Annotated in this window: 15 protein-coding genes and 1 tRNA gene; 4 read left to right on the forward strand and 12 right to left on the reverse strand. The window is 71.6% G+C overall.

The features are described from left to right. Nucleotides 1–4 precede the first annotated feature (4 nt). On the reverse strand, nucleotides 5–1,387 hold the full coding sequence (locus tag EDC34_RS01440; RefSeq protein WP_114959065.1) for a calcineurin-like phosphoesterase C-terminal domain-containing protein: 1,383 nt from the start codon (nucleotides 1,385–1,387) through the stop codon (nucleotides 5–7). Between the two features lie 136 nt (nucleotides 1,388–1,523). Here EDC34_RS01440 and EDC34_RS01445 point away from each other — a divergent pair, with 136 nt between their 5' ends. Continuing rightward, on the forward strand, nucleotides 1,524–3,341 hold the full coding sequence (locus EDC34_RS01445) for a sensor domain-containing diguanylate cyclase (protein WP_162797648.1): 1,818 nt from the start codon (nucleotides 1,524–1,526) through the stop codon (nucleotides 3,339–3,341). A 15-nt stretch (nucleotides 3,342–3,356) separates the two neighbouring features. Here EDC34_RS01445 and hisIE read toward each other — a convergent pair whose 3' ends face one another. The 11 genes from hisIE to hisS all read right to left on the reverse strand — a co-directional run bounded on the left by hisIE (nucleotide 3,357) and on the right by hisS (nucleotide 14,306). Further along, nucleotides 3,357–3,974: a bifunctional phosphoribosyl-AMP cyclohydrolase/phosphoribosyl-ATP diphosphatase HisIE gene (gene hisIE / locus EDC34_RS01450; RefSeq protein WP_114959067.1), complete on the reverse strand. Its 618-nt coding sequence runs from the start codon at nucleotides 3,972–3,974 to the stop codon at nucleotides 3,357–3,359. Next, a complete protein-coding gene (hisF, locus tag EDC34_RS01455) occupies nucleotides 3,971–4,741 on the reverse strand; it encodes an imidazole glycerol phosphate synthase subunit HisF (protein ID WP_114959068.1) in 771 nt (256 codons plus the stop codon). Before hisF ends, hisIE begins: the two co-directional genes overlap by 4 nt. Further along, on the reverse strand, nucleotides 4,735–5,469 hold the full coding sequence (gene hisA / locus EDC34_RS01460; protein WP_114959069.1) for a 1-(5-phosphoribosyl)-5-[(5-phosphoribosylamino)methylideneamino]imidazole-4-carboxamide isomerase: 735 nt from the start codon (nucleotides 5,467–5,469) through the stop codon (nucleotides 4,735–4,737). Before hisA ends, hisF begins: the two co-directional genes overlap by 7 nt. Beyond that, complete coding sequence (gene hisH, locus EDC34_RS01465; RefSeq protein WP_114959070.1) at nucleotides 5,466–6,068, reverse strand: imidazole glycerol phosphate synthase subunit HisH; 603 nt, start codon at nucleotides 6,066–6,068, stop codon at nucleotides 5,466–5,468. Before hisH ends, hisA begins: the two co-directional genes overlap by 4 nt. Continuing rightward, nucleotides 6,065–7,138 (reverse strand): bifunctional histidinol-phosphatase/imidazoleglycerol-phosphate dehydratase HisB, encoded by a 1,074-nt coding sequence (gene hisB, locus EDC34_RS01470; RefSeq protein ID WP_114959269.1) that lies wholly within the window; start codon nucleotides 7,136–7,138, stop codon nucleotides 6,065–6,067. The genes hisH and hisB overlap by 4 nt, the downstream gene beginning before the upstream one ends. A gap of 2 nt (nucleotides 7,139–7,140) precedes the next feature. Further along, complete coding sequence (hisC, locus tag EDC34_RS01475) at nucleotides 7,141–8,232, reverse strand: histidinol-phosphate transaminase (protein WP_114959071.1); 1,092 nt, start codon at nucleotides 8,230–8,232, stop codon at nucleotides 7,141–7,143. Then, entirely contained in the window at nucleotides 8,229–9,527 is a 1,299-nt protein-coding gene (hisD, locus tag EDC34_RS01480) for a histidinol dehydrogenase (protein WP_114959072.1), read from the reverse strand. The genes hisC and hisD overlap by 4 nt, the downstream gene beginning before the upstream one ends. After that, complete coding sequence (gene hisG / locus EDC34_RS01485) at nucleotides 9,524–10,438, reverse strand: ATP phosphoribosyltransferase (RefSeq protein ID WP_114959073.1); 915 nt, start codon at nucleotides 10,436–10,438, stop codon at nucleotides 9,524–9,526. The genes hisD and hisG overlap by 4 nt, the downstream gene beginning before the upstream one ends. 11 nt (nucleotides 10,439–10,449) lie before the next feature. Further along, on the reverse strand, nucleotides 10,450–10,773 hold the full coding sequence (locus tag EDC34_RS01490; RefSeq protein ID WP_114959074.1) for a YerC/YecD family TrpR-related protein: 324 nt from the start codon (nucleotides 10,771–10,773) through the stop codon (nucleotides 10,450–10,452). Nucleotides 10,774–11,019: 246 nt separating this feature from the next. Beyond that, complete coding sequence (locus tag EDC34_RS01495) at nucleotides 11,020–12,927, reverse strand: HAL/PAL/TAL family ammonia-lyase (RefSeq protein WP_114959075.1); 1,908 nt, start codon at nucleotides 12,925–12,927, stop codon at nucleotides 11,020–11,022. Beyond that, entirely contained in the window at nucleotides 12,924–14,306 is a 1,383-nt protein-coding gene (gene hisS, locus EDC34_RS01500) for a histidine--tRNA ligase (RefSeq protein ID WP_114959076.1), read from the reverse strand. The genes EDC34_RS01495 and hisS overlap by 4 nt, the downstream gene beginning before the upstream one ends. 149 nt (nucleotides 14,307–14,455) lie before the next feature. Here hisS and EDC34_RS01505 point away from each other — a divergent pair. The 3 genes from EDC34_RS01505 (at nucleotide 14,456) to EDC34_RS01515 (ending at nucleotide 17,826) form a co-directional block, all read left to right on the forward strand. Further along, a tRNA-Pro gene (locus EDC34_RS01505) sits at nucleotides 14,456–14,532 on the forward strand. 151 nt (nucleotides 14,533–14,683) lie between these two features. Beyond that, nucleotides 14,684–16,291: an ATP-binding response regulator gene (locus EDC34_RS01510; RefSeq protein WP_114959077.1), complete on the forward strand. Its 1,608-nt coding sequence runs from the start codon at nucleotides 14,684–14,686 to the stop codon at nucleotides 16,289–16,291. Continuing rightward, the gene (locus tag EDC34_RS01515) at nucleotides 16,288–17,826 is read left to right on the forward strand and encodes a methyltransferase regulatory domain-containing protein (RefSeq protein ID WP_114959078.1); all 1,539 of its coding nucleotides are present in this window, start codon (nucleotides 16,288–16,290) and stop codon (nucleotides 17,824–17,826) included. Before EDC34_RS01510 ends, EDC34_RS01515 begins: the two co-directional genes overlap by 4 nt. Nucleotides 17,827–17,835 lie beyond the last annotated feature (9 nt).

Below are 17,835 nucleotides of genomic sequence, written 5' to 3' on the forward strand. Positions count from 1 at the left end.
TCGCCTACGGCGCGGCCTCGTCGAGGCGATAGGTGGTGCTGGCCTGCACCGCACCGCGCCAGCGATCGAACGCGCGCACCTCGACGCGGTGCTCGCCCGCGGCAAGTTTGGTCGGCAGCGCGCCGCGCCAGAGATGTTGGGAAATCTCCGCTTCCGGCGAGCGATCGTAGCCGCGCAGCGCGGCGGCCTCGTCGTCGCGCCGGTTCTCGGCCTGCAGGCGCGGATCCGGCAGCAGCACCTTCTTCATCGGCATCCAGTCGCCGCCATCCACCCGGAACTCGACGCGGGTGGCCTCATCGCCCATGTACACGTTGGCGAACACGCCCCAGGCCGGATACGCCCCGCGCCGCAGCACCTTCGGCGCCCACAGGCCGATCTGGGCATCGTCGGGGTCGCGCGCGGCGTGCCAGGCCAGCGCATAGTCGCCGCCCGGCTTCAAGCTGAGCACCGCATAGCCGTTCGGGGTGCCGTCGGCCATGGTCGCGTCCGGGATCCCGGCGGCGTCCTTCACGCCCGACCAGTACGCCCCGCAGGCCGCGCCCAGGTTGAACTCATGCAGCGGCGATGCGCCCTGCCAGCCGTCGGCCGCGGTATGCCAGTAGTGGCGCTGGGTATGGGTGTGCGCGCTCAGCACCAGCACGTGCGGGAACGGTTGCAGCAGCGCGAACAGGCGGGCGCGGTCGGCATCGCGGAAGTTCTTCTTGCCAGGCTGGTCGAACAGGGGGATGTGCAGCGCCAGCACCAGCAGCCGGTCCTTGGGCAGGGTCGGCAGCCAGCGTTCGAGGAAGGCGAACTGGTCCTCGCGCAGGCCGCCGATGTAGGCCGGCGACTGGCCGGGCAGCGGAATCACGTCGTCCAGCACCACCACATTCGCCAGCTCCGCCTGCCGCGCCTGGGTGTCCGGGCCGATCGCCGCGCGGAACGCCGCCAGCGCGGCATCCGCATTCCCCGCCGCAAGGTCCAGGTCGTGGTTGCCCGGCGCATACATCCACGGCACCCCGAGCGACTCGGTGACCCGGCGCACCGCCGGCAGCAGCGCCGGCACGTCGTCCACCAGATCGCCCAGGGTCAGCCCCAGGCGCACCGGCAGGCGGCCCTGCAGCGGCTGCACGATGTCGCGGCGGAAGTAATCCACGTCGGCGTCCGATTTCACCTGCGGATCGCCCAGCACCAACACCTGCGCCTCGGCCCCGGCCAGCGCCGCCGGCGCGCGGCGATAGTCGATGCAGCCCGGGCCGCGCCAGCCATCCGCGGCGGGCAGCGCCTGCGGGGCTTCCACCACCACCGGGACGCAGGCGGGCCGGTCGCCACCGGCCTGCACGGCGGCGGCGGGGGGAAGGGCCGCCATCAGCGGCAGCAGGCAACACAGCAGAAGGCGCTTGCGCATGGCCCATTATGCGCAGGCCGCCGACGCCCGGCCAGCCGCGCCGCTGCACGGTGCCACCGCCGCTGCAGCCACGCCCGCCCTGTCCTAGAATGCCGGCATGGGGATGCATCGGGGGACATGGCGCAGGCGCGCCCGCATGTCGTGGCTGGCCGCGTTCGCGCTGCTGGCGCTACTGGGCTGTGCGTTCGCCAGCGCGGCGGCCACCCCGGCTGCGCTGCGGCTGGCACCCGGTGATTCCAGCTTCCCGCTTTCGCCCAGCCTGACCTACTGGCACGACACCCAGGCCAGCGCCGGGGTGGAACAGGCCTTCCGGCGCGCCGAGGCCGGCGCGTTCGCGCCGCTGCCGGGCGGCAACCCCGCGTTCGGCTTCCAGAGCGGCGCCTACTGGTTCTACCTACCGATCGAGAACGAGCAGCCCGACGAGCCGCGCTGGCTGCTGGTGCAGGAATACGCGCTCAGCGACAGCCTCGACCTGTACCTGCGCTATCCCGACGGCCACATCGAGCACCAATCGGGCGGCGACCACGCGCCATTCGAGGACCGCTTCGTGCGCTACCGGCACCCGAACTTCCGGGTGGACCTGCCGGCCGGCCAGCGGGTGGAGCTGCTGCTGCGGGTGCAGAGCGAGAGCTCGATGCAGGTGCCGCTGGTGCTGTATTCGCCCAAGGCCTTCGCCGAGCTGATGCGCGATGCGCAGTTCTCCAACGGGCTGTACTACGGCATCGTGCTGGCGCTGCTCTGCTACAACCTGGTGCTGTGGCTGACCCTGCGCGACGCCAGCTACTTCTGGTACCTGCTGCACACCGCCGCGTTCGGGCTGGTGCTGTTCACCCTCAACGGCTACGGCTTCGAGTACCTGTGGTCGAACTCGGCCTGGCTGGCGGATGCGTCGGTGCCGCTGTCGATCTGCCTGGCGCTGATCGGGATGCAGCTGTTCTCGCGCAGCTTCCTCGACCTGCCGCAGCGCTGGCCCGCCGGCAACGTGGCCTGCCTATGCCTGGTTGGCTTCTTCGCCCTGCTCGGGCTGGCGTCGCTGTGGCTGCCCTACAGCGTGGCTACTCCGATTGCCTCGCGCGCGGTGCTAGTGGGCGTGCTCTGGATCATCACCGCCTCGCTGGTGATGATCTACCGCGGCTACCGCCCGGCGCGGCTGTTCCTGCTGGCGTGGGCGCTGTTCCTCACCGGCACCACCGCGTTCACCCTGCTCGCCTTCGGCATCCTGCCGCAGAACTTCTGGACCCAGAACGGCGTGCAGGTCGGCTCGGCGCTGGAACTGCTGCTGCTCTCGCTGGCGCTGGGCAACCGCTACGCCAGCCTGCGCGAGGAAAACATCCGGATCGTGCAGGAAACCAACGAGAAGCTGGAGCGCGGGCTGATCGACCGCACCCGCGAACTGCGCACCACCATGGCCCAGCTGGGCGAAGCCAATGTGCAGCTGCGCGAGTACAGCCGACGCGACCCGCTCACCGGCGCGTTCAACCGCCGCCACTTCCACGAGGCCCTGCGCGAGGCGATGCAGGCGCGCGGCAGCGGCGGCCAGCCGCTGGCGCTGCTGCTGCTGGACCTGGACCACTTCAAGCAGATCAACGACGCATACGGCCATCTGGCCGGCGACGACTGCCTGAACGCGGTGGCGCGCTGCCTGGAGGAGGTCGCGCAGGCGCGCGGCGGGCTGGCGGCGCGCTTCGGCGGCGAGGAGTTCGTGCTGGTGCTGCCGGGCGCCGACGCGCAGGCCGCGCTGCAGGCGGCGGAAGCGGTGCGCCTGCGCATCCAGCAGCAGTGCGTGGACAGCCAGGGCCACAGCATCCGGCTCAGCGCCAGCATCGGCGTGCATACCATCGATGGCGGGCAAACCGTGTCGCCGGAAGATGCGATCCGGCTGGCGGACGAGGCGCTGTACCGCGCCAAACGCGAGGGCCGCAACTGCGTGCGGCATTCGATCAGCGTCGCCTGATCCGCCGCGCGGCCGTCAGCCTCCCCGCGCGGCGAGCACGCGCCGGGCATCGTCCAGCCCCAGCCCGCGCGCGCGCAGCAGCACCAGCAGGTGATACAGCAGGTCCGCGGCCTCGCCCAGCAGCGCCGCGTCGTCCTGCGCCACCGCGGCCAGCGCGGTTTCCACGCCCTCCTCGCCGACCTTCTGCGCGATCCGGCGAATGCCGGCCTCGAACAGCCGTGTGGTGTAGCTGCCCTCCGGGCGCTCCTGCGCGCGGCGGGCGATGAGGGCATCCAGCGCGGACAGCACGTCGCCCGGCGCCTCCGGGAAACAGCTGGTGCGCCCGAGGTGGCAGGTCGGGCCGTGCGGACGCGCCTGCACCAGCAGGGTGTCGGCATCGCAATCGGCCTCCACCGACACCAGCGCCAGCACGTGGCCGGAGGACTCGCCCTTGGTCCACAGCCGCTGCTTGCTGCGGCTGTAGAAGGTCACCCGGCCGCTAGCCAGGGTGGCCTGCAATGCCGCGCGGTCCACGTAGCCCAGCATCAGCACGCGCAGGGTGTCGGCATCCTGCACGATGGCCGGCAGCAGGCCGCCCTGCTTGTCCCAGGCCAATGCCTCGATGTCCAGCGTGGTCGTCGTAGTCGTGTTCACAGCCGCACCTCGATCCCCTGCCCGCGCAGGAATTGCTTGAGCGCGGGGATCTCCACCGCGCCGGAATGGAACACGCTGGCCGCCAGTGCGGCATCCACGTCCGCGTCGCGGAAGGCCTGCGCGAAATGCGCGGGCGCACCGGCCCCGCCGGAGGCCACCAGCGGCACCTGGCAGACGGCGCGTGCCGCCTTGAGCTGTGCGATGTCGTAGCCGGCGCGCACGCCGTCGCTGCCCATGCAGTTCAGCACGATCTCGCCAGCGCCCAGGCGCTGCGCCTCCGCGATCCAGTCCAGGGTGCGCTTGCCCGGCGCGCGCATCGCATCCGGGCTGCCGGTGTGACTGCGCACGCGCCATTCGCCGTCGGCCTCGCGCACGGAATCGATGCCGACCACCACGCACTGCACGCCGAAGGCGTCGGCCAGTTCGGCGATCAGCGCCGGCCGCTCCAGCGCCGGGGTATTGATGGAAATCTTGTCGGCGCCGGCGTGCAGCACCGCGCGCGCATCCTCCACGCTGCGGATGCCGCCCGCCACGCAGAACGGGATGTCAATGAGCCGCGCCACCCGCTCCACCCAGCCGCGGTCCACGCGGCGCCCTTCCGGGCTGGCGGCGATGTCGTAGAACACCAGTTCGTCGGCGCCGGCATCGCGATAGCGCAGCGCCAGCTCGACGATGTCGCCCATGTCCACGTGGTCGCGAAAGCGCACGCCCTTGACCACGCGGCCGTCGCGCACGTCCAGGCAGGGAATCAGGCGGCGGCTCAGCATGCCAGCGCCTCCGCCAGCGCCAGCCGCCCGTCCAGCAGCGCCTTGCCCAGCACCGCGCCGGCGCAGCCGGCGGCGCGCGCCGCGGCCACGTCGGCGGCATCGCGCACCCCGCCGCTGGCCTGCACGCGCACGCCTGGATGGGCCGCGCACAGGCGGCGGTAGAGGTCGATGTTCGGCCCGGCCAGCATGCCGTCGCGGGCGATGTCGGTGCACAGCAGGTGCACCAGCCCGGCCTCCGCATAGCGCGCCAGCAGGCCCTCCAGCGTCTCGGAGGCGACCTGCGTCCAGCCGTGCACCGGCAGGCGCCACGTGCCCGTCGCGTCCTGCCGCGCGTCCAGCGCGACGGTGATGCGCTCGCTGCCGAACCTCGCCAGCCAGCCCATCACGGTGTCGGGCGCGGTCACTGCGAGCGAGCCCACCACCACGCGCGCCGCGCCGGCCTCCAGCAGCGCCGCCACGTCGGCCTCGCTGCGCACGCCACCGCCGGTCTGCACCTGCAATCCGGTCTCGGTCCGGATCTGACGCAGCAGTGGGTACAGCGTGTAGCCGCCGGCCTTGGCGGCGTCCAGATCGACCAGATGCAGCCACGCCGCCCCGTCCTCGGCATAGCACTGCGCGAACGCCAGCGGGTCGTCGCCGTAGCGGGTTTCGTTGGCGTAATCGCCCTGGCGCAGGCGCACCACCTTGCCGGCGCGGATGTCGAGGGCGGGATAGACGGTGAAGCTCATGCGGGCATCCAGCGCAGGAAGTTGTCGAGCAGGCGCGCGCCGACACTGGCGGAACGCTCGGGGTGGAACTGGGCGCCGGCGATACGGCCACGCGCGACCACCGCGGCGAAACGCTCGCCGTGGGTGCATGCGGCGATGCAGTCGGCGGTCACCGGCGCCGCGTAGCCGTGCACGAAATAGGCGCTGGCACCCGCCGCGATGCCCTCCAGCAGCGGCGAGGGCGCGACCATCTCCAGCGTATTCCAGCCCATGTGCGGCACGCGCAGTCCGGGGCCACCCTGCAGCTTGCGCACGCGCCCGGGCAGCAGGCCGAGGCAGGCCACGTCACCCTCCTCGGAGCGTTCAAACAGCAATTGCATGCCCACGCAAATGCCCAGCAACGGCACCTCCAGACGCGGCAGTACTTCAATAAAGCCGCGCTCGCGCAGCAGCGCCATCGCGGGCGCCGCGGCGCCGACGCCCGGCAGCAGCACGCGCGGCATGCCGCGCAGGCCGTCGGCATCGCGCACGACCCGCGGGGCCGCGCCCAGCCGTTCCAGCGCATAGCAGACGGAGCCGAAGTTGGCCCCGCCGGCATCGATGACCGCCACCTCCATCACAGCACGCCCTTGGTGGACGGCAGCTCCGCGCCCTCGCGGCGGACCGCCTGCCGCAGCGCGCGCGCCACGGCCTTGAAACAGGCCTCCACCTGGTGGTGGTCGTTCTCACCACGCACCTGCAGGTGCAGGTTCAGTCCTGCCGCATCGCACAGCGAGCGGAAGAAATGCGGCACCAGCTCGGTGGGCAGGTCGCCCACGCGCTCGCGGCGGAAGGCGCCGGTGAACACGAAGTACGGCCGCCCGCTGCAATCCAGCGCAGCGCTGGCCAAACTTTCGTCCATCGGCAGGGTGAAGCCGTAGCGGCCGATGCCGCGCTTGTCGCCCAGTGCCTCGCGCAGCGCCTGGCCCAGCGCCAGCGCGGTGTCCTCGACGGTGTGGTGCTCGTCGATATGCAGGTCGCCCTCGGCGCGGATGGTGAGCGCAAAGCCGCCGTGTTTTCCGAGCTGCTCGAGCATGTGGTCGAAGAAGGCCAGCCCGGTGGCGACCTGCGGCTCGGCCGCGCGGTCCAGGTCCACCTCCACGCGGATCTTCGTTTCCTTCGTGTTGCGCACCACCGTCGCCTGGCGCGGTGCATCCGCCAACGCGTGCGCGATGCCGGCCCAGTCCCACTCGCCGCCGAACTGCGCGGTGGCGAGCTGAAAGCCGCGGATGCGCAGATTCGCCGCGAACTCCATGTCGGTTGGACGGTCGCCCACCATCGCGCTGCGCGCCCAGTCGATGCTGCGGTCCTGCAGGTAGGCGGTGAGCATGCCGATGCCGGGCTTGCGGTTGGGGCTGTGGTCGGAAGGCAGGCTGCAGTCGATCAGCTCGTCGCGGAACACGATGCCCTGGCTTTCGAACACCTGCCGCATCAGCGCGTGCGGGCCGTCGAACGCCGCGCGCGGGAACGCGTCGCTGCCGAGGCCGTCCTGGTTGCTGACGATCACGAACTCGTAGCCGGCATCGCGCAGCTTGAGCAGCGCGGGAATGACGCCGCGCACGAAGCGCAGCTTCTCGTAGGCATCGATCTGGAAATCCGCCGGCTCCTCGATCAGGGTGCCGTCGCGGTCCACGAACAGGATCGGACGCAGGCTCATGCGGCGGCCTCCACTGGCAGCCGATCCAGCGCCGCCAGCACCCGCCGGCATTCCTCCGCGGTGCCCACGCTGATGCGCAGGGCATCGCCCAGCTGCGGCAGCGCGCGCATGTCGCGCACCACCACCCCGGCAGCGAGCAGCGCGGCAAACGCGGCACCGGCATCGGCAAACCGCACCAGCAGGAAATTACCGGCCGAGGGATACACCCGCCGCACCTGCGGCAGCCGGCGCAGGCCGTCGGCTAGCCGCGCGCGCGCTTCGCGCACCGCCTCCATACGGCTGCGGGTCAGCGCCAGCGCCTCCGGCGCCAGCGCCGCCAGCGCGGCCTCCACCACCGGCTGCGGCACCGGGTATGGCGCCTGGCAGCGGCGCAGCGCCTCGATCAGTGCCGGCGCGCCCAGCACGCAGCCCACCCGCGCCGCGGCCAGCGCGTGCGCCTTGGACAGGGTGCGCAGCACCGCGAGGTTGTCGTGGTCGGCCAGCAGCGTGCTGGCCGAGGGCGCATCCGCGTATTCGAGATAGGCCTCGTCCACCACCACCAGGCAGCGCCCGCGCAGGCGCGCGGCCAGCGCGGCGATGGCATCGCGCGCCAGCAGTTCGCCCGACGGATTGCCGGGCGTGCACAGGAACAGCAGACTTGCCCCGCTCTCCAGCGCGGCATCGCCCATCGCGTCCAAATCCGCCCGCAAACCGTCCGGTGCGTCCACCAGCGGCATCTCGACCACACCGGCGCCGTGCAGTCGCGCGCACACCGCATACATGCCGAACACCGGCGGGGCGATCACGATGCGGCCGCGCCCCGGCGCGCAGAACGCGCGCACCAGCAGGTCGATGCCTTCGTCGCTGCCGCGCCCGATCAGCAGCTGCGCCGGCGCAACGCCATAGAGCTGCGCCAGCCGCGCACGCAGCGCCTCCGGCTGCGGTGCCGGGTAGCGGCGCAGGGCCGCGCCCGGGTCGGACGGGTTGGCCCAGGCCGATTCATTGGCGTTGAGCCAGATCGTGCCGGACAGCGCCTCGCTGCGCGCCGACTTGTAGCCGCCGAAGTCGCGCAGGTCTTCACGCAATAGCGCGTTCACCGTGGTGCTCATGCTGCCTGCTCCAATCGCAGTTCGACCGCGCGCGCGTGCGCCTGCAGGCCTTCCGCATGCGCGAGGATGGCCGCGCACGGACCGGCGTTGGCAATCCCGGTGCGGCTGGCTTCCTGCACGGTGATGGCTTTCTGGAAGCTGGCCACGGACAGCCCGCTCCATGCGCGCGCCGCACCGCCGGTAGGCAGGACATGGTTGCTGCCGCTGCAGTAGTCGCCCAGTGCCTCCGGCGTCCAGTCGCCGAGGAAGATGCTGCCGGCGCTGTCGATGCGGTCCAGCCAGGCGCGCGGCTCGCGCACGGCCAGGATCAAATGCTCCGGTGCGTACGCATTGCTGATGGCGATGGCCTGCTCGATGTCGCGCACCCGCACCAGCCGCGAGGACTCCAGCGCGCGGCGGGCGATGGCCGCGCGCGGCAGCGTGGTCAGCTGGGCTTCGACTTCCGCCGCCACCGCCTCCAGCAGCAAGTCGCTATCGGTCAGCAGCAGTACCTGCGAATCCGGCCCGTGTTCGGCCTGCGACAGCAGATCGGCGGCGACGAACGCGGCATTCGCGCCGCTATCTGCGATCACCAACACTTCCGAGGGGCCGGCCGGCATGTCGATGGCGATCCCGCCCGGGCGCTGCGCGGCCTGGCGCTTGGCTTCATCCACCCAGGCATTGCCCGGGCCGAACAGCTTGTCGCAGCGCGGCACGCTCGCCGTGCCCAGCGCCATCGCGGCGATCGCCTGCGCGCCGCCGAGCTTGAACACGCGCACGCCCGGTGCCTGCCGCGCCGCCAGCAGCACCGCCGGATCGGCGCTGCCGTCGGCCCGCGGCGGCGTGCACAGCACCACCTCGGCGCAGCCGGCCAGCCGCGCCGGCACGCACAGCATCAGCGCGGTCGAAGGCAGCGGCGCGCTACCCGCGGGCACGTACAGCCCGACCCGGCGGATCGGCCGCTGCACGCGCTGGCAGGTCAGACCCGGCGCGGTTTCCACTGCATACGGCGACGCGATGCCGGCGCGGTGGAAGGCCTCGATCCGCGCGGCCGCCTCGGCGATCGCCGCCTGCACGTCGGCGGGCACCGCGTCAGCGGCGCGCGCGAACTCGTCCGCACCCACCTCGAAATCCTCGAGCGCCACGCCGTCGAACCGCGCGGTGAAATCGCGCAGGGCATCGTCGCCGCGTTCCGCGACCGCCTCGAAGACCGCCTGCACGCCGGCGCGCACGGTGTTGGACACCGCCTGCACCGGCCGCTGCAGCACGGCCGCGCGCGTGGGCTCATCCAGCTGGTTCCAGTCGATGCGCTTCATGCCAGCATCCGCTCCACCGGCAACACCATCAGCCCGCGCGCACCGGCGCGCTTGAGGTCTTCCAGCCGCTGCCAGGTCATCGCGCCGTGGCACAGCGCCTGCAGCGCCAGGGTCTCGCTGCCGTCCACCGGGCACATGGTCGGCGGCTCCGCATCCGGCAGCAGCTGCAGCACCTGCGGCAGCGCCTCGCGCGGGGCCTGGAACAGCAGCAGCTTGCTGTCGCGGATGCGCAGCACGCCGTCCATGCGCCGCAGCAGCAGGTCGGCCAGCTCGGCGCGCACGTCGCCGAACGGCTGCACCGGCCCGGCCAGCACCGCCTCGCTCTGCAGGATGTCCAGCACCGGCTTGAGCTGGTTGGCGGCCAGGGTGGCGCCGCTGGACACCAGGTCGCAGATGGCATCGGCCTGGCCGAGGCGCGGCGCGATTTCCACCGAGCCGCTGAGCACCACGATGTCGGCCTCCACCTGCTGCTGGCGCAACCAGGCGCGCAGCTGGTTGGGATAGGTGGTGGCGATGCGCTTTCCGGCCAGCTGCGCCGGGCCTTGCCAGTCCCAGCCGTCGGGCACCGCGATCGACAGCCGGCAGCCGCCGAAGCCGAGCGCGCGCCATTCGCGGAACACCGGCGGCAGGCCGGCCTCGCTGCGCTCGCCGGCCTGTTCCAGCAGCACGTTGCGGCCGACCACGCCGAGATCGCACACGCCGTCGGCGATCAGGCCGGGGATGTCGTCGTCGCGCACCAGCAGCAGGTCCACCGGCAGCGACTCGCCGTAGCAGAACAGGCGGTCGCGGCTTTCGCGCCAGCTCAGGCCGGCGGAGGCCAGCAAGGCACGGGCCGGCTCGCTGAGGCGACCGGATTTCTGGATGGCGATGCGCAGACGGTCGCGCACCGCCGGAGTGGCGGGAGGGCTCATGGCGGGGCTGTTCAGTGGGAGTCGTTGGAAAGGCCGAGGCGGCGGGCGGCGGTCTGGTAGCCGCCGGTCCCGCGCTCCAGGCAGCGGGCGACGCGGCCGATGGTGGTGACGCTGACCTTGGTGCGTTCGTGGATCTCGCGGTAAGGCATGCCCTGCAATAGCTGCGGCACCACCCGCCAGCGGTCGCCCATCGCCTCCAGCTCGGCCGGCGTGCACAGGTCCTCGAGGAACGCACGCACCTCGGCCGCGCCCTGCAGCGACGCCAACGCATAGGCCAGCGCGTCGATGGCGACGGCGGCATCGTAGGGCGGCAGGGGCTCGGGGCGTTGCTTCATCGGAAGGCCATCGAAAGATCTGGACTGCGGGATCCCGCCGGGGCGGGACGGGCTTGGGCTGTTGCGCCGGGCTTGCTTCGGGCTTGCTCCGGGCAGGGAAATCGAATGCACTAATGTATTAACGCGCTAATACATTAATTGACGAAAAAGGGCGCGTCAACCGCGCCCTGCTTGTCCCGTGCGTCCGGCTGGGGTGGCGTTCAGCCGGCAGCGCCCCATGGACGCCCTTGCCGGCCGAAGCACCGCCTATCCTTCCGCCAACGCGCGCCGCGCGGCGGCCAGCAGGCTGCCGTCGGCCACCATCGCCACCGCCGCCGCGACCTCGCCGTCCAGCGCGCGGTCGCGGTCCAGGTAGGGAATGCGCGCGCGCAGCGCCGCATGCGCGGCCGCCACTGCCCGCCCCGGGCGGAACTCCGGCGCCGCGGCCAGCTGTGCGCGCAGGGCGTCCACCTCGGCCAGGAAGCCATCGCGCTCGGGCGCGCCCGGCAGCGGGCCGCCCGCCACCTTGGCGGCGAACGCCTCGGCGTCCACCCGGCCGGCCAACGCGCGCGCCGCGTTGATCATGTCGCGCCGCAGGTCCAGCGCCTGCGCGGCGGTGAACAGCTCCAGCGCCAGCACCTTGCCGAGGTCGCTGGCCATCGCGAGCACGTGGCGCGCCTCGTTGGCACCCATCGAGACATGGTCCTCGGCGTTCGCAGAGGTGGGGATGGAATAAACCGAGGCCGGCATCGCCCGGCTGGCCAGGTCGTTGACGATCGCCGCCGCGGTGTACTGCACGATCATGTGGCCCGACTCGGTGCCGTCCTCGTTGCCGATCAGGAACGGCGGCAGGCCGTCGTTGGTGGCCGGGTCCACCAGCTTGTTGAGACGGCGCTCGCTGATCGAGGCCAGCACCGGGATCGCCGCCTTCAGGTAGCTCATCGCCAGCGCCAGCGGCATGCCGTGGAAATGGCCGGCGGAAATCACCTGCTCTTCCACGTGCGCGGCATCCACCTTGTCGGGGAACACCAGCGGGTTGTCGGTGACCGCGTTCAGCTCGACGTCCAGCACGCGCTTGGCCTGCTCCAGCGCATCGCGCACCGCGCCGTGCACCTGCGGGATGCAGCGCAGCGAGTAGCTGTCCTGCGGCTGGTGCTTCTTGCCGCCGCGGAACGGCAGGAAACGCTGGTAGAACTTCTCGCGGCCGTGGCGCTGGGTGAACGGCACCCAGTCCCAGCCGATGTCGAAGCCCAGCGCCTGCGCGGCCGGCGTGTCCCAGCTGGCCGGCAGCCAAGGCCGGAACTTCGGCACCAGGTGGTAGGCGATGTCGGACAGGGTGGAACCATCGAGCAGGCGCAGCAGGTGCGCGGCGGTGGCTACCTGCCCCGGATGCGGGCGCAGCGCGTGGACCTCCGGCGCGAACGCACCCAGGCGGCCGGCGAAGGCATCCAGGGTCATCGCCGCGGCGAGGTCGGCGGTGTCGAGCAGGTCCTCGAGCTGCTGCACCGCCAGCACGCCGGTCGCCAGCATCTGCGCGGTGCCGTTGTTCAGCGCCAGACCTTCCTTGTAGGACAGTTCGACCGGCTGCAGGCCCTTGCGCGCCAGCGCATCCGCGCCGGGCATGCGCTGGCCATCGACGAAGGCCTCGCCACCGCCGAGCAGGACGATGGCCAGGTGCGATAGCGGCGCCAAGTCGCCGGAAGCGCCCACCGAGCCCAGCTGCGGCACCACCGGCACGATCCCGGCATTGAGCATCGCCGCCAGCGCCTGCAGCGTCTGCACGCGGATGCCGGAATGCCCGCGCAGCAGCGTGTTGATGCGGATGCACAGCATTGCCCGCACCACTTCCGGCGCGAACGGCTCGCCGACGCAGACGGCGTGGGTGACGATCAGGTTGCGCTGCAGTTCGATGTGCGGCGAAACCCCGGACGGCGCCGCGCCCGGCAATTCGTCGCGCAGGCGGTGCGCGCCCAGCAGCTTGTCGGCGTTGCTGCCGAAACCGGTGGAGACGCCGTAGATCGGCTCCTGCTTCTCCACCTGCGCGGCCAGGAAATCGGCGGCGTGCGCCACCCGCTGCAGCGCCGCCTCCTCCAGCTCGACGCCGGCGCCGCGCGCCACCGCCACCAGCTGCGCGCGCGTCAGCGAAAGCCCGTCGAGGCGGACCGTGGCCGTCATCGCGCGCCCCCCGCCCCGCTGCGCAGCTGCTCGCGCTCCACCAGCAGCGCCGCCGCCAGCTCGGGCTCGGCAACCTCGAACTGCTCGCCGCGACGCAGGTCCTTCACCGCCACCACGCCGCGCGCGGCCTCGTCCTCGCCGCGCAGGACGACGAAGCGGATGCCGGCCTTGTCGGCATATTCCATCTGCTTCTTCAGCTTGCGCGGCTCCAGCTGGGTCTCCACGTTCAATCCGGCGGCACGCAGCCGCTGCGACAGCGCCAGCGCGTGCTCCAGCCCGGCGTCGTCCAGCAGCGCCACCAGCACGTCCACGGAACTGTCGGCGGTCTGCACCAGCCCGGCGTCCTTCAGCTGGAAGAACAGGCGGGTCAGGCCGATGGAGATGCCCACGCCCGGCAGCTTCGACTTGGTGTAGTGCCCGGCCAGGTTCTCGTAGCGCCCGCCCGAACAGATCGAGCCGATCTGCGGATACGCGTTCAGCGTGGTCTCGTAGACCACGCCGGTGTAGTAGTCCAGCCCGCGCGCAATGGAAAGATTCAGCGCATAGCGCGACTCCGCCACGCCCAGCGCCTTCATCTGGTTGAGGATGTCGCGCAGCTCCGCGCGGCCCTCCTCGAACAGCGGCGTGCCGGCGCCCAGCGCGTCGAGCTTGGCCAGCGCGTCGGCATGCCCGTGCGAGCGCACTTGCGAGAACGCCATCAGGCGATCGATGACGTCGGCGGCCAGGCCGAAGCCCTCGCCCGCCAGGGTCGCGCGCACGGCATCGCCGCCGCGCTTGTCCAGCTTGTCCAGCTCGCGCAGCACCAGCATCTGCGCCTCACCGATGATGCCAAGCCCCTCGAAATAGCCGCGCAGCAGCTTGCGGTGGTTGAGCTGGATGGTGAACTCGCCGATCGCCATGCGCTCGAACACGGCCGCGATCACCGCCGGCAGCTCGGCATCGAAGCGCGGCGACAGCGTGTCCTTGCCGATCACGTCGATGTCGCACTGGTAGAACTCGCGGAAGCGCCCACGCTGGGCGCGCTCGCCGCGGTACACGCGCTGCATCTGGTAGCGGCGGAAAGGGAAGGCAAGCTCGTGCTCGTGTTCGGCCACGTAGCGCGCCAGCGGCACGGTCAGGTCGAAGCGCAGCGCCAGCTCGGGCAAGCCCTCGCCGCCCTTCTCCAGCGCGCCGGTGGACTGCACGAAATAGACCTGGCGCTCGGTCTCGCCGCCGGACTTGGTCAGCAGCACCTCCGAGAGCTCCATCACCGGGGTCTCCACCGGCAGGAAGCCGAAACGCTCGAAGGTCTGGCGGATGATGTCCAGCATGCGCTGGAACGCGATCTGGTCGCGCGGCAGCAGTTCCATCACCCCGGCGGGGGTACGCGGCTTGATCAAGGCAAGGCTCCGGGAAGGTCGCGGAAAGCCGCTAGTTTAGCGGGCACGGCCACCTTCCCGCCGCCGCCGGCAGCGACCGGCACCGGGAAAATCACGCCCACCCCCTTGCCGTCGACGCGGCATGCCCCTAGAATGCGCGGCTCTGCCGTCGGGGTGTAGCTCAGCCTGGTAGAGCGCTACGTTCGGGACGTAGAAGTCGCAGGTTCAAATCCTGTCTCCCCGACCAACTCCCATCCCGGATGGGACACGAAAAACCGCCGCAAGGCGGTTTTTTCATGCCCGTGGCATGGCCCGCCTCCCGGCCGGCACGACACCGGCATGACCCGCTACCGCCCGCTTTTGCGTTGCCTGAAGGCAACCGCAGCGCAGGCATCCCCGTGCAGGCATCCCCTTCCGTTCCTCCCCGGCTGTACCGCGCCTCGCTGCTGCGCCAGTGGACCTTGCGCGTGGTGGTGCCGCTGGCGCTGGCCACGGTGGTCGCATTCGCGCTGCTGGCCTATGCGGCATGGCCGGAAGGCGCGCCGCCGCTGGCGCTCTGGCGCGGCGGGCTGTTGCTGCTGGCGGCCTTGGCCTGGGTGGTGGCCCTGAGCTGGGGCATCGCCATGCGCGTGGCCAAGCCGCTGGCGGAGCTCACCGAGGCCGTGGAACGGCTCGGGTGCGGCGAGTGTGTGTACCTGCAACCAGCAGCGCAAGGCGGCGCGATTGCACGCCTGCAGGCCGGCATCAACCAGGCGTCGCAGGCCCTGGCCAGTGCCCGCAACCGGATGCAGAGCGAGCTGGGACGCACCAGCATCGAGCTGGCGGACAAGCACGCCAAGCTGGAAGCCGCCAGCCGTGCGCGCTCGCGGCTACTGGCCGCCGCCAGCCACGACCTGCGCCAGCCCCTGTATGCGCTGACCCTGTTCTCTTCCACCCTGCGCGCCGGCGAGACCGACCCCGTGCGGCTGGAGCGGATCCGCCACATCGAGGAATGCGTGGCCTCGCTGGACCAGCTGTTCTCGGAACTGCTGGACCTGTCCCGGCTGGAAGCCGGCAGCATGCGTGCGCAGCCGGTCGCCGTGCGGCTGGATGAGGTGTTCGACGAGGCCAGCCGCAACTTCCGCATGCTGGCCGAGTCCCGCGGCCTGCGGCTGGTGCTGCGCAAGACCGATGCCTGGGTGTACTGCGACCGCACGATGCTGGCGCGCATCCTCAACAACCTGATCAGCAACGCGCTGCGCTATACCGACAGCGGCGGCGTGCTGGTTGGCGTGCGCCACCAGAATGATGGGCGGGTCCGCATCGATGTCTGGGACACCGGCTGCGGGATCGCCCCGGAGCACCAGCAGCGGGTGTTCGAGGAGTTCTACCAGGTGCGCTCGCCGGCGGGACGCACCGGCGAGGGCGCGCGCGGCCTGGGACTGGGGCTGGCCACGGTACGCCGGCTGGTCGATCTCATCGGCGGTCGCATCGCGCTGGCATCGCGGCCCGGCAAGGGCACCCGGGTCGCGCTCTGGCTGGACGCCTGTGCACCGGCGCAGCGCACTCCTGCTCCTGCACTCGACATGCCTCTGGACATCAGTGGTCTGCGCGTACTGGCCATCGACGACGAGCCCGGCATCCTGCAGGGCCTGCGCACCCTGCTCGCGGAATGGGGCTGCGACGTGCGCGCGGCCGCCAGCCCGGCCGAGGCGCTGGAACAGTTGCGCGGCTGGTTCGGCCCGCCCGACCTGGTGATCAGCGATCTCCACCTGGGCGATGGGCCGGACGGACTGGAAGCCCTGCAGGCGATCGCCCGCCAGCTTGGCGAAGACCCGCACCGGCCCAGCTTCGCCCGCCTGCTGGTGACCGGCGAAACCCGGCGCGACCGGGTGGACGCGATCGCCGCCCGCCAGATCCCGGTGCTGTTCAAGCCGGTCCAGCCGCCGCGCCTGCGTGAAGCCATGCTGGCCGCGGTGCTGGCGGCGCGCGCACGCCGCGATACGCCCCTTACGGAGCACGCATGAGTCAGGCCTTCAGCTACGACGCGGTGGAATACCCGGCGCACGTCTATCCCCAGCTGCATCCGTCGCGGCTGGCCGCGATCGCCCGCCTGCACGGCGTGGAGGCGGCCTCCCCGACCGGCTGCCGGCTGCTGGAAGTCGGCTGCGGCGACGGGCTGCAGTTGCTCACCCTGGCGCTGGCCTATCCAGGCGCGCGCTTCGTCGGGATCGACCTGTCGGCCACGGCCATCGCCCGCGGCGAAGCGCTGCGTCAGGCGCTGGGGCTGGACAACCTGCAGCTCGTCGCAGGCGACCTGCTGGCCTGGTCGCCTGCCCCGCCCGGGTTCGACTACGTGATCGCCCACGGCTTCTACTCCTGGGTGCCGGAGGCTGTGCGCCAGCGCCTGCTGGAAGTGTGCCGCGACCACCTCGCCCCCGCCGGCATCGCCTGCATCAGCTACAACGCCCTGCCCGGCTGCCATCTGCGGCGGATGCTGTGGGACGTGCTGAAGTTCCATGCCGGCGCCAGCCCCGACCCGGCCACGCGCATCGCGCGCGCACAGGAATGCCTGCAGCTGCTGCAGGCCGGCCTGCCCGCCGACAACCGCTATTCCACCGCGCTGGCCGGCGAGATCGAGGAATTGCAGGACCGGCTCAACCCCAGCGTGCTGTTCCATGACGACCTGGCCGAGCTCAACCAGCCGTTCACCCTGGACGCCTTCATTCGCGAGGCACGCGCGCACGGGCTGGAGTTCGTGGCGGAAGCCTCCTACCACGAGATGTCGCTGCGCAACGCCGGCGAAGCCGTGCGTCCACTGCTGGAAACCCTCGCAGCCGACGACGTGGTCAGCAAGGAGCAATACCTGGACTACCTCACTGGCCGCCGCTTCCGCCAGACCCTGCTGTGCCGGGGCGAAGCCGCGCCCGCGCCGCAGCCGCGCGCCTCCGAAGTGGAACGATTGGAGCTGGTCTCGGCCCTGATGCCGGACGCAGTTACGCCCGACGCGCAGGGCGCGCTGCGTTTCTCGCGCCCCGGCAGTGGCGGCGTGCGGACCGACCATCCGGTCATGCAGGCCCTGTTGAAACTTGCTGGGCCGCGCCATCCTCAGCCACAGCCGTTGCCTGCGCTGCTCGACGAGGCGCGCGCGGCCGCCGGCAGCCAGCAACCGCGCGAAGCCGACCTGGAGACCGCTTGCCGCTTCCTGTTGCGCGCATTCGAAGTCGGAATCGTGGAACTGCACTGCGATGCACCGCGCTTCGCGGCGGACGCCGGTCCGCGCCCATTGGCCAGCCCGCTGGCACGTCTGCAGGCACAGGCCGGGGCCAGCCTGGTCGCCAGCCTGCGTCCAAGCATGGTCAGCCTGGACGACGCCTACAGCCGCGCGCTGCTGGCGCTGCTGGACGGGCAGCGCGACCGCGCGGCGCTGCTGGACGCACTGCGCCCGCTATTGGAAGCGAATACCGGCGACGGTCGCAAAGCGCAGTCGCAGCATGCGCAGGAACTGGAAACCACCCTGCAGGGCATGGCCTCGCTGGGCCTGCTGTGCGCGACCGCGTGAGCCCATCCC

The sequence above is a fragment of the Thermomonas haemolytica genome (assembly GCF_004346265.1).
GTDB lineage: Bacteria > Pseudomonadota > Gammaproteobacteria > Xanthomonadales > Xanthomonadaceae > Thermomonas > Thermomonas haemolytica.